This window comes from Schaalia georgiae DSM 6843, from assembly GCF_000429245.1.
Lineage (GTDB): Bacteria > Actinomycetota > Actinomycetes > Actinomycetales > Actinomycetaceae > Pauljensenia > Pauljensenia georgiae.
On sequence record NZ_AUBM01000006.1, the window covers coordinates 321,702 to 333,905 of the forward strand.

Below are 12,204 nucleotides of genomic sequence, written 5' to 3' on the forward strand. Positions count from 1 at the left end.
GACGGGGCTGGAGGCGGCACCGCGCGGGACCGGCGGAGCGGCCCCCGCCTCGTGGGCCCGGATCCGCGCCGAACCCGTGACATGGAGTACAGGTAGTCCCTAAAGTTGGAGCATGCCCGCGCAGGAGCCGGGGGCAGGGCACACGAAGGAGACGCGATGACCGAATCACTGGCACTGTATGGCACCCCCGTCGTGCACGGAGTCGCTTACGCCCCGGCTGTGTGGGCCCACAGGCCGCCGCTGCCTCACCAGAGCGCCCCGGCGCTGCCCGCACCGCACCGCGAGGACGAGGTCCGCCGGTTCATGGAGGCGCAGAGCGCCGTCGCCGATTCCCTCTTCGACAAGTCCCTGCGCGCCACCGAACAGGCCGCGGACGTCCTGGTGGTGACCGCCTCCATCGCCACCGACCGCGCTTGGACGCGCGATGTCGCCGAGCGCATCCGCAAGGGGACCCCCGCCATCCAGGCAGTCATGGCGGCGACCGCGCGCTTCGTCGTGATGTTCGAGACGGCGGGCGGCGTCATGGCCGAGCGCACCACGGATCTCATGGACGTGCGCGACCGGGTCATCGCCCACTTGCAGGGAACGCCCGAACCCGGGATCCCCACCGTGTCCGAGCCCTTCGTGCTGCTAGCGGACGACCTGAGCCCCGCCGACACCGCCGGGCTGGACCCCTCGCTGTGCCAGGCGATCGTGACGCGCCTGGGCGGGCCCACCTCGCACACGTCGATCATCTCCCGCCAACTGGGGATCCCCTGCGTGGTGGCCGCCCGCAGGCTCCGCGAGATCCCCGAGGGGGAGCCCGTGCTGGTCGAGGCCGCCGACGGCCTGCTGACGACGGGCGTGGACCCGCGGGTGGCGCACTCCCTGGTCGAGGGGGACCTGCAGCGCCGCGCCCTGGTCGAGGAGTGGCGCGGCCCCGCCGCGACCAGCGACGGGCGGGCGGTGGAGCTCCTGGCGAACGTGGGGGACGCGGCCGCCTCGGAGGCCGCCCGCGAGGGCGGACTGGCCCAGGGAATCGGCCTGGCCCGCACGGAACTGGCGTTCCTCAAATCCACGGCCGAGCCGGGCGTCACCGACCAGGTGCGCGCCTACGCCCAGGCGATCGCCCCGTGGCGTGGGAGCAAAGTCGTCGTGCGGACCCTGGACGCAGGCTCGGACAAGCCGGTCGCCTACGCCACTCTGCCGGGCGAGGAGAACCCGGCTCTGGGCGTGCGCGGCATCCGCACTTCCGGCCCCTACCCCTCGATACTCGCGAACCAGTTGGACGCCATCGCCATCGCGGCTATGAGCGCCCCGGAGACGCGGGTGTGGGTCATGGCGCCCATGGTCTCCACCATCCCGGAAGCGCAGTGGTTCTCAGCGATGGTCCGCAAGCGCTGCGAGACCTACGGGGTCGATCTGCGGGCCGGCATCATGGTGGAGGTCCCCTCCGTGGCGATCCTCATCGACCAGTTCCTGGAGGCCGTGGACTTCGTGTCCATCGGCACGAACGACCTCACCCAGTACACGATGGCCGCCGACCGCACGTCCGCGGACCTGGCCGAGTACGCCGACCCGTGGCAGCCCGCCCCCCTGTCGCTGATCGCGAAGGTCGCCCGGGAGGGCGCCCGCGCGGGCAAGCCCGTCGGCGTGTGCGGCGAGGCCGGGGCGGACCCCTTGCTCGCCTGCGTCCTGGTCGGCATGGGGGTGTCGTCCCTGTCCATGGCGTCCGGGGCGATCCCGGGCGTGGGGGCGATGCTGGCCACCGTGACGATGGACCAGTGCGAGGCTGCGGCCAGGGCGGTCGTCGGCGCGCGCGACGGCGGCGAGGGCCGCTACCGCGCGCGGCGGGCGCTGGGCCTCGTGTGAGCCCCCCGGGACCGCCGTTCAGTGGTCCCGGGGCGTTCCCCTGTCGGGCCTGGACGAGGGGATGACCCTCCACACGACTGCCGCAGAGGCCGCGATGAGGACCAGGGCGAACACCGTGGTGATCTGCATGGCGTGGGTGAACGCCGTCTTCGCGGCCTCGGCGACGGCGGCGTCGGCGGGGTCGGCCAGGTCGAGGACCCCCAGTGTGCCCGACAGGGAGTCACCGGCTGTGCTCCCGTGGACCTGGTCGAAGTCGGCGGGAAGGGCCACGAACCAGCGGTACAGCGCCGACTGCATGGACCCCAGGATGGCGATGCCGAACGCGGCGCCCAGCTGGTAGGCCGTCTCGGAGATGGCCGAGGCTGCCCCTGAGCGCTCGCGCGGCGCGGCGGACACGATGGCGTCCGTGGTCAGCGTCGAGGCCATGCCCGCGCCGAATCCCAGGACTCCGACGCCCACCATGATCATGATGACGCCCGACACGGACGCGGCGACGGCGACCATGCCCAGGCCGAGGGTCATGAACGCGCCCCCGAATCCGATGGCGTGGCCCCGCCCCAGCCTCGCGAGCACGCGGGAGGCCGCCAGCGCGGCCAGGATCCCGGTGACGGTCGCGGGCATCTCGACGAGTCCAGCGGCCAGAGGGGACAGACCGCGCACCAGTTGCAGGTACTGGGAGAAGAAGTACACGAGGCCCACCAGGGCGAACACTGAGGCCGCTGAGCCCAGGACCGCGCCCGTGAACGCGGGGATGCGGAAGAGCGACAGGTCCAACAGCGGGTGCTCCATGCTCATCTGGCGCCTGACGAAGAGGACGCCCGAGACGAGGCCGAGCACGAGGCCGATCGCCAGGGTCGTGTCGAACAGGCCGTGGGCGATCTGTTTGATCGCGTAGACGATGGGCACGATCGTGAGGATGGACAGCACCGAGGACGTGATGTCGACATTGGCTTCGCGGTTCCCGTAGGACTCGCGCAGCATGGGGACGCCCACCGCCAGGACCAGCACCATGATCGGCAGATTGATGAAGAAGACACTGGACCACCGGAAGTGCTCGATCAGGAAGCCACCCAACAGCGGGCCCAGCGCCGCGCCCCCCGTGGTGCCGATCGACCAGATCGCGATCGCCCGCGTGCGCTGGCACGGGTCGTTGAAAGTGTCGCGCACGATCGACAGGGTCGAGGGCATGATCGCAGCGCCGAAGATTCCCATGAGGAAACGGCCCAGGATGAGGATCTCAGCCGTGGGGGCGAGCGCACAGACCAGGGATGCGGCGGCGAAACCGGCCGCCCCGACCAGGAGCACCCGTTTGCGGCCGTAGCGGTCCGCGATATTGCCGACGGTGACCAGCAGCCCCGCGATGGTGAAGGCGTAGATGTCGCCGATCCACAGGATCTGGTTCGCAGTGGGGTTCAGGTCGGCGCTCAGCGAGGGCACTGCCAGGGAGAGGATGGAGTTGTCGATCGCCAGCAGCATGACGGCCATCGTGAGGACGCCGAGGATGCCCCACTGGCGCCCGGTGAACGCCTGCGACGAGGATTGAACAGACATAGTGGTCTTCCGTCGAAGGGGTGCGTGGCCGTTCGAGTCTAACAACTGGTCGGCGCCACGATTCGCAGTTCGGCGGGCTTCCCCTCCAATTGGTGCGAAAGCTCACCGGTGCCGCTCCCGGCCCGGGCGGCCCCGTAGGCGCGGGGCCCGGGGGCGGGATCGCGCTGTCCCGCCCCGGAATCCTCACTCCCCCGTCCGCGCGGGCCCTGACGGGATGGCCCGCCACGCGACGAGTGCGGCAGCCAGGCACAGAAGGACCGCGAACACCGCGGTCGCCTGCATGCCGTGGGCGAAGGTGAGCCGCGCCGCCTCAGCCAGGACAGGGTCGGAGCCGCCGGGGGGCACCCCGTCCGCTCCGGCGGTCCCGCTGGCCCCCAGCGCCTCCAGGGTCCGGGCCAGGGAGTCCGAGGCGCCCGCGCCGTGGGCGGACTCGAAGTCGTCGGGCAGTGCCACGAACCACCGGTAGTAGGAGGAGAGCACGGACCCGAGGACGGCGATTCCGCAGGCGGCCCCCAGCTCGTAGGCGGTCTCGGAGATCGCCGAGGCCGCTCCGGCGCGCGAGGTGGGGGCGGCTCCGACGATCGCGTCCGTCGACAGCGTCATGGACAGGCCCGAGCCGAAACCGAGAATCCCGACGCCGACCAGGATGAGGACGATGCCGGGAACGGACTCGGCGGCGGCGACGATGCCCATGCCCACCCCCAGCAGCGCGGTTCCCAATGCGATGGCCCCGCCCTGCCCCAGCCTCGGCAGCAGACGCGGAGCCGTCAGCGCGGCCAGGATGCCGGTGACGGTCGCGGGCATCTCGACGAGTCCGGCGGCCAGGGGGGCCATGCCCCGGACGAGTTGCAGGTATTGGGAGAAGAAGTACAGCAGGCCCACCAGGGCGAAGATCGCGATGCCCGCAGTGAGCACGGCGCCGGAGAAGGCGGGGATGCGGAAGAGCCCGAGGTCCAGGAGGGGGTGCTCGAGGCGGCGCTGGCGGCGCACGAACGCCCAGCCGCTGGCGGTTCCGAGGGCCAGGGCAAGGGCCTGGGGCCACCCGAAGCCGCCGTGGGCCGCCTCTTTGACGACGTAGACGATGGGCACGATCGTGAGGATGGACAGCACCGAGGACGCGATGTCGACATTGGCTTCGCGGTTCCCGTAGGACTCGCGCAGCATGGGGACGCCCACCGCCAGGACCAGCACCATGATCGGCAGATTGATGAAGAAGACACTGGACCACCGGAAGTGCTCGATCAGGAAGCCACCCAACAGCGGGCCCAGCGCCGCGCCCCCCGTGGTGCCGATCGACCAGATCGCGATCGCCCGCGTGCGCTGGCACGGGTCGTCGAAAGTGTCGCGCACGATCGACAGGGTCGAGGGCATGATCGCAGCGCCGAAGACCCCCAGCAGGAAGCGCCCGAGGATGAGGACGTTGGCGTCTGGCGACAGGGCGCACAGCAGCGAGGCCACTGCGAAACCGGTGGCACCGACCAGCAGGGTCCGCTTGCGGCCGTAACGGTCCGCGATATTGCCGACAGTGACCAGCAGCCCCGCGATGGCGAAGGAGTAGATGTCGCCGATCCACAGGATCTGGTTCGCAGTGGGGTCCAGGTCGGCACTCAGCGAGGGCACCGCCAGGGAGAGGACAGAGCCGTCGATCGCCAGCAGCATGACAGCCAGCGTGAGCACGCCGAGGATCCCCCACTGCCGGGGGGTGAAGGGCTCCGGCCGTGCGGCGGGGGCATCGCCGGAGGCGGGGGCGTTCTGCAGGGGAGCGTCCGATTCCACGGAGAGCAAGCCTAACCCGGGTCCGTGCGGCGCACGTGGAACACCGCGCAGTTCACACGCGGGCGCGTGGATCAGCGCCGGTCGCCCCCGTCCGCGCGCAGGCCCTCACACGCGCAGGCGGCCCTCCAGCGCTCTGCCCAGTGTCACCGCGTCGGCGTACTCCAGGTCCGCGCCCATGGGCAGGCCCATCGCCAGGCGCGAGGTCTCGATCCCCATGGTGGAGAGCATCCGGGCCAAGTAGGCGGCGGTCGCCTCGCCCTCGACGTTCGGGTTAGTGGCCAGGATCACCTCGGTGATCTCGCCCTCGCCCAGGCGCTTCATGAGCGCCGCGATGCTCAGCTGCTCGGGGCCGATCCCGTGGATCGGGTCGATGACCCCTCCGAGCACGTGGTAGCGCCCCCGGAAGACACGGGCGGCCTCGACCGCCTGGATGTCCTTGGGCTCTTGGACGACGCAGACCTTCGTGGGGTCTCGGCGCGCGTCCCGGCAGATCGAGCAGGTCGGCTCCTCCGTGACGTTGCCGCAGATCTCGCAGTGGCGCACGCGGGTGCGGACCGCGTTGATGGCATCGACCAGGCGCGCCACGTCGTCCTCGTCCGCCTCCAGGACGTGGATGGCCATGCGCTGGGCGGACTTCGGGCCGATGCCGGGCAGCTGGCCGAACTCGTCGATCAGGTCTTGGAGGGCGCCCTCGTACATTCAGTAGGTCCCTTCGGTGGTCTTCTCTTCGATCACGCGCCCGCCGAGCACCTCCAGGACCGCGGCGAGGCCGACGACCGAGGAGTCGGAGATGTCCTCGTCGTCGATACTGGCGGAGTCGTCGTCCGCGGCGCCCACGCGCGGCCCCGGGGCCGGGGCGCGGAGGGCCCGCTCGCGGAGCGCCGCCTCAGCGGCTTGGCGACCGGTGGGCAGTGGGTGTTCCTCCTGCGCGGCACGCGCTGCGGGCGACGGGGGCCAGGCGGCGGGCGGGGCATCCGGGGTCCCTCCGCGCGACGGCGACGGGGCCCGGGGGGCGGGTGCGTCCTCGAAGGATACGCTGGCGCCGCCGGGGACCGCCACCGCCTCGGACCACCCACTGGGAACCGCGGGGGAAGGGGTCGTGTCCGCCCAGTCATCGTCCGGTCCGTCCACGAAAGCAGGCTCGTCGGGTAGGGACGGGTCGCGGGGAGCAGGCTCCGGGGTCCGGGCCGAAACGGGCGGGGCATCCGGGGCCCCGTCGCGCGCGGGCCCGCTCCACTGCGGGGCGGGGGCAGGATCCCCCCGGTCCTGCGCACTGTGGGCCGATGCCGGGCTCCCCCGGTCCTGCGCACTGTGGGCCGATGCCGGGCTCCCCCGGTCCTGCGCGTTGTGGCCGCCTCCGGGCGCCTCCTCGTCGCCGGGATAGGTGAAGACCGTGAAGGCGCGCTTGCGCCGGGACCGCTGCGCAGCGCCCTCGGCGGCCGCGACGCCCCCTGCGTGCCCGTCTCCATGCGAGCCTGTTCCGGACTGTGGCGCCGCCTCTCCCCGCGGGACTTCCCCTCCGCGCGCGGCCCCTGCCCCGTCGTGCGATGCCCCTGCTCCTTCTCGGGGGGCCCCTTGAGCCGTTCGGACAGCGCGGCCGGTCGGCGCCGACGGGGCCGCTCCGCTCCGCGAGTCCGTGCCGTGCTGGAGATCATCGGGGACCCCGGCAGGCTCGGGCCATCCGCCGCCCTCCGCAGGAGCCGGACCGGCGGGAGGCGCCGCGGGCCCGGAAGCCGACTGGACACCCGCGGGTTCAGGCCACCCATCGGACGCTCGGGGGGCGGGCTCCTCCATCGCAGTGGGGGCGCCCGCCGTGGTAGGAGAACCCGTCGCGGTGAAGGCGTCCGCGTTGCTCCGCTCAGCCGCCCCGGGGGCGGCACCGTCAAAAGGGGGCGGCTGGGACACCCATCTGCGCGCTCCGCCCTGGGGGTGGGCCGCCTGGGCCGACGGCCCGGTCACTGTCTGGCCCCCGCCGGCCTGGCCGACCTGGGCGGACACAGTCACCTTCAGTCCTGTGGCCTCGCGGATGGCCCTTTCGACATCGCCCGCGCGGTTCCCACGCGTGAACGCCCCGACCATCGCCTCGACCGGGAAGAGCACCACCACTTCGGTTCCGTCCACGGCACCGAGCTGGCCGTTGCCCCCCACCATCGACCAGGTGACGCGGCTGATGGAGGCGAGCCGCTCCACTACTTCGGTCCACCGGCCGCGCAGCATGTCGGCGTCCGAGGAGCTGGAGGCGCCGCGCTGCCCGCCACCATCCGTGCTGTCCGCGCCATCCGCGCGCGAGCCCACCCGGGCGCCGCCGTGGTCGCGGGCACTACCCCTGGGGGCGCCGCCCCCCTGCCGGTCGCCGTGGTTCTCGCCATCGCGCGCGCCGCTGCGGCCCCGCCTGTCATCGCGGCGCTCGCCATCGCGCGCGCTGCCGCGGTCCCTGCTGTCCGCGCCTGCGCCCTGCGGGGCCGGCGCCCCAGCCTCCGGCCCCCCCCACGCGGGCACAGAACCGGATCCCGCCGGGCCGTCGCCCCCCTCGGGAGCGTCCGCCCACGTCGGCGCCGAGGGCCTGGGCTCCGTCTCTGCGCGCGCCCACCCCGCCGAGTCCTGGGCGCGCCCACCGCGCTCGGGCCCTCGCGCCCCGGGGGCCGCCACCCCATCGCCGCGGCGGGTGCTGTGGCCCCGCTCCCCCGCCTCACGCTTGCGCCTCGCGCGCTCCAACTCCTCGCGGGCCTGGCGGGCGCCGAAACGCCCCTCGCCCCGGGCCTCCCCGCCCGAAGCGCCCAAGGCGGTATCCGGGCCAACCGGCGCGGCCTCGTGGGGGGAACCGCCGCCGACCAGGCCGACGGCGCCCTCCAGCGCCCCCTCCGGCTGCGCGGGGGCAACAGGCACCAGGATGCGGCCCACCAGGAGCTCCAACTGCAGGCGCGGGGAAGTCGCGCCAGTCATCGACCGCAACGCCTCGTCGACCAGGTCGGCGGCGCGCGACAAGCCCTTGGGGCCCCAGTTCTTCGCCTGCAACTGCATCCGCTCGAACTGGTCGGCGGGGGCGTCGGAGAGGACATCGCGCGCCCCGTCGCCCGCGACCGCGATTATCAGCAGGTCCCGCAGGCGCTGGAGCAGATCCTCGACGAAGCGCCTCGGGTCGTGCCCGGACTCGACCATGCGCTCCACGACCCTGTACGCGCCGGCCCCGTCGCCACCGGCCAGGGCATCCACCGACTCGTCGAGCAGCGCCGAGTCCGTGTACCCCAGGAGCGCCACCGCAGTGGTGTAGGAGACCTCGCCGTCGATGGCGCCCGCCATGAGCTGGTCGAGCACGCTCAAGGTGTCGCGCACCGATCCCCCGCCGCTGCGCATCACCATCGGCAGCACGCCATCGCCGACGCGAACGCGTTCCTGGGCGCACAGCTCCTTCAAGTACGGGCCCAGCACGTCGGGCGGCACCAGCCGGAACGGGTAGTGGTGGGTGCGCGAGCGGATCGTGCCGATGACGCGCTCGGGCTCAGTCGTGGCGAACACGAACTTCACGTGCTCGGGGGGCTCCTCCACCAGTTTGAGCAGCGCGTTGAAGCCCTGGTTCGTCACCATGTGGGCCTCGTCGATGATGAAGATCTTGTAGCGGTCGCGCACGGGCGCGAAAGTGGCGCGCTCGCGCAGATCCCTGGCGTCGTCCACGCCGCCGTGGGAGGCCGCGTCGATCTCGACGACGTCCAAGGAGCCCGAGCCGCCCGTCGCCAGCTCTTCGCACGAGGCGCATTGGCCGCACGGCGCGTCCGTGGGCCCCTGCGCGCAGTTGAGGCAGCGCGCCAGGATGCGCGCGGACGTCGTCTTGCCGCAGCCGCGCGGGCCCGAGAACAGGTAGGCGTGCGTCACGCGGTTCGCCCGGAGCGCCGCTTTCAGCGGCTCCGTCACGTGTTCCTGGCCGATCACCTCGTCGAAAGTGTCGGGGCGGTACCTGCGGTACAAAGCTGTTGTCACCCCTCCAGGGTAAACGGTGGCGGGGGCGTTCGCGTGCCCTCCCCCAGGGATTCGGGAATCCGGGCGCCGAGGACGGGCCCGCCCACCCCGGCCCCGGGGCGCGGGGCGAGCACGTCGGGCGCCGCCGGGGCGGGCGAGCCCCACCGGGCTGGGCGGGCCCCTCATCGGAGTAGGCAACGGGTCATCAGGGTAGGCAATGGGAGCAGCTTCTCCGCAGCCGGGCACTGCTGGGGCGGGTGCACTGTCGCATTGGGGCAGGTTAGCCCACATTGGGGCAGGTTATTAACCTGCCCCAATGTGGGCTAACCTGCCCCAATAGGTGGTTTCCTGCCCCAATGCCCTCCGTTGGGCTCGGGAGGGTTCTGTGGCGGGGCTGGCCTGCCCCTCGGACGCCGGAACGCGCAGCGCCTGTCAGTCAGGAACGGTGTTCCACACTGGAAACACCTTGCCGGCGAGCGCTTGAACCCGGGCGCTGCGTACCACGGCCTGTTTTCACAGCAACACCTCCGCCTTCACAGCGGTACCGACACGGTGGGCCCCGCTTTCACAGCGATACCTCCACTTTCACAGGGATACAACACTTTGCAAGCGTTATAACACTTGCAAAGTGACGGTATCCCTTTGAGAACTCCACTTCGCTTGCAAAACAGTCCACTGTGCCCGCCCCAGGTGAGAGACTTCCCTTTGAAACCACGGAATCGCCCGCAAAACAGCCCGAGCAGCCCCGACCGGCAACGTGCGCGGAGCCAGTCGCCGTCTCCGTTCGAAACGGGACGCCGCTCCACCTCGACCCGCAGCAGCCAGGCGCCGCCCATGTCCCCGTCCAGCCCCCGATCCGCAACAGCTGGGCGCCCCGGCCTCCGTCTCCGACTCGCAACCGGCAGCAATGGGACGCCCCACCTCCATTCCCACCGCCCCCGCCTCGAAGGCAACAAGACGGCAACAATGGGGCGAACGCACCAAGAACCCTGCCCTGTGGTTCCTCATAACGCATAGGATTGACTCATCCCATTCGAGTGAGGTGCAATCATGAGTAGAATCCGCATCCGCTTCCTCCGCTGCATCGGCGCAACCGCGGCCGCACTCGTGTGCGCCGGCCTGTCCCCCCTGGCCGCGATGGCCGACAGTCTGGACAGCGGAGCAGCATCCGGTGGTCCGGCGGTGAGCACGGCGGGCGCCTCGGCCCCCGGCGGTGAGTCCGCCCCACAGTCCGCCCCTGCGGCGCAGAACGGGGACGAGGCGCGACCCGCCCCCCAGGATCAGACCACAGATCCCCAGAGCCAGACCACCGACCCCCAGGACCGGGACGCCGCCCCGCAGGCCCCTGACGGCCCCGACGCCGGGCCTGCTGACGGCACTCCCGCCTCGTCGGGAGAGGACGGGGAGCCCGAGCCGCCGAACCCGGCCACTGGGAAGTGGGTGCGCCGCGGAGCCGGATGGAGCTACGAACTGCCGGACGGCACGCTGCTGAAGAACGGCGTCTTCGACGTGGAGGGACGCCGCTACGCCTTCACCGCCGACGGGTACGTCCCGGTCGGCTGGTACAAGGATCCCAACGGCGTGTGGTACGTGTCGACCAAGAACGGCGTGCGCACCGGCTGGTACTGGGAGGGTGGCACCTGGTACCACTTGGCCGACAACGGGGCGATGGACACCGGCTGGCTCCCCACCGGCGGCTCCTGGTATTTCATGACCTCCGGTGGCGCCATGGTCACCGGCTGGTTCCAGATCGACGGGACCTGGTACCACTTCGAGTCCTCGGGCGCGATGGCCGCGTCGAAGTGGGTCTGGGCGGGCGCCTGGTACTACCTGGGCGGCAGCGGGGCGATGGCCTCGGGCTGGTTCATCGCGGATGGCACGTGGTACTACGCGGGCCCCGACGGCGCGATGCGGACCGGCTGGGTGCAGACCGACGGCTCCTGGTACTACCTGTACTCGTCCGGGGCCCTGGCCTCCGGGTGGCTGCAGGACGGCAGCAGCTGGTACTACCTGGATCCCGACCGCGGCGGGGCGATGGTCCCCGGGGGGTGGGCCGTCGTGAACGGCGCGTGGAACTACTTCGACCGGTGGAAGGGCTTCTGGGTCTCGGGCCGCGCGGACTTCGAGGCGGACTGGAACTACGCGAAGACCCTGTACAGCCCCACGAACTACCTGGTGGTCGTCGACACCAACGCCCCGCACTGCATGACGTTCTACTGGGCCGACGACTCCTGGCAGCCGCTGACCGACATGCCGTGCTCGGTGGGCAAACCGTCGACCCCCACGATCAAGGGGACCTTCACCATCAAGAGCCGCGGCCCGTCCTTCGGCCACGGGTACACGGCGTACTGGTGGACCCAGTTCTCGGGCGACTACCTGTTCCACTCTGTCCTGTACTACCAGGGGACCTACACGGTGATGGACGGGACTCTGGGCGGGCACGTCTCCCACGGGTGCGTGCGCCTGCGCTACGAGGACGCCAAGTGGTTCCACGACACGATCCCCTCGGGGACCTACGTGACGATCTACTGATCCTCCGTTCCACGAGGCCGGGGCCGCGTCCGCGGTGTTCCGCCTCGCCCCATCCACCCGGCCGACGAGGCGGGGGCCGGCCCCACCGTGAGGAGTCCCCGCCCCGGCGCCGTGGGCCCCGGATGGGGCCGTGCGGGCTCCGCCTGCCCCGGGGGATCGCACCGCGGCGCCGATGGGATCGCGATGACCCCCGACGGAAAAGCCCCGGGATCCCAATGGGATCCCGGGGCCAGGGGCGGAGACGGCGGGATTTGAACCCGCGAGGGGCTATGCACCCCTACCTCCTTAGCAGGGAGGCGCACTCGACCGGACTATGCGACGTCTCCAGTGCCGACCACTTTAGAACACTTCGCCGCCCCGCGCGAGGCGCTGGCCGTGTGATCTGCGGTCGGCCGCGGAGGGCGGGGGATTCGAACCCCCGGTGCCATTGCTGGCACAGCGGTTTTCAAGACCGCCTCCTTCGGCCGCTCGGACAGCCCTCCAGACGGCTCGATCCTACAGGACGGCGGGCGGACGCGAAAACCCGCCGTGGTCAGCCCC

The 12,204-nt window shown here is 71.7% G+C and carries 6 protein-coding genes and 2 tRNA genes; 2 read left to right on the forward strand and 6 right to left on the reverse strand.

The features are described 5' to 3' along the window. Positions 1 to 156: 156 nt before the first annotated feature. Positions 157 to 1,851, forward strand: a complete 1,695-nt coding sequence (locus G447_RS0101435; protein WP_026429767.1) for a phosphoenolpyruvate--protein phosphotransferase — start codon at positions 157 to 159, stop codon at positions 1,849 to 1,851. Between the two features lie 18 nt (positions 1,852 to 1,869). Here G447_RS0101435 and G447_RS0101440 read toward each other — a convergent pair whose 3' ends face one another. The 4 genes from G447_RS0101440 to G447_RS0101455 form a co-directional block, all read right to left on the reverse strand. Continuing rightward, on the reverse strand, positions 1,870 to 3,402 hold the full coding sequence (locus G447_RS0101440; RefSeq protein WP_026429768.1) for an MFS transporter: 1,533 nt from the start codon (positions 3,400 to 3,402) through the stop codon (positions 1,870 to 1,872). Positions 3,403 to 3,585: 183 nt separating this feature from the next. Further along, entirely contained in the window at positions 3,586 to 5,187 is a 1,602-nt protein-coding gene (locus G447_RS0101445) for an MFS transporter (protein WP_026429769.1), read from the reverse strand. A gap of 96 nt (positions 5,188 to 5,283) precedes the next feature. Then, positions 5,284 to 5,877, reverse strand: coding sequence for a recombination mediator RecR (gene recR, locus G447_RS0101450; protein WP_026429770.1), 594 nt, complete (start codon positions 5,875 to 5,877; stop codon positions 5,284 to 5,286). Beyond that, positions 5,878 to 9,153, reverse strand: coding sequence for a DNA polymerase III subunit gamma and tau (locus tag G447_RS0101455; protein WP_026429771.1), 3,276 nt, complete (start codon positions 9,151 to 9,153; stop codon positions 5,878 to 5,880). 1,029 nt (positions 9,154 to 10,182) lie between these two features. Here G447_RS0101455 and G447_RS12745 point away from each other — a divergent pair. Beyond that, complete coding sequence (locus G447_RS12745) at positions 10,183 to 11,664, forward strand: L,D-transpeptidase family protein (RefSeq protein ID WP_026429772.1); 1,482 nt, start codon at positions 10,183 to 10,185, stop codon at positions 11,662 to 11,664. A 236-nt stretch (positions 11,665 to 11,900) separates the two neighbouring features. Here G447_RS12745 and G447_RS0101465 read toward each other — a convergent pair. Together G447_RS0101465 and G447_RS0101470 are read right to left on the reverse strand one after the other, a co-directional pair. After that, positions 11,901 to 11,990, reverse strand: a tRNA-Ser gene (locus G447_RS0101465). 69 nt (positions 11,991 to 12,059) lie between these two features. Next, a tRNA-Ser gene (locus G447_RS0101470) sits at positions 12,060 to 12,146 on the reverse strand. Between the last annotated feature and the right edge of the window lie 58 nt (positions 12,147 to 12,204).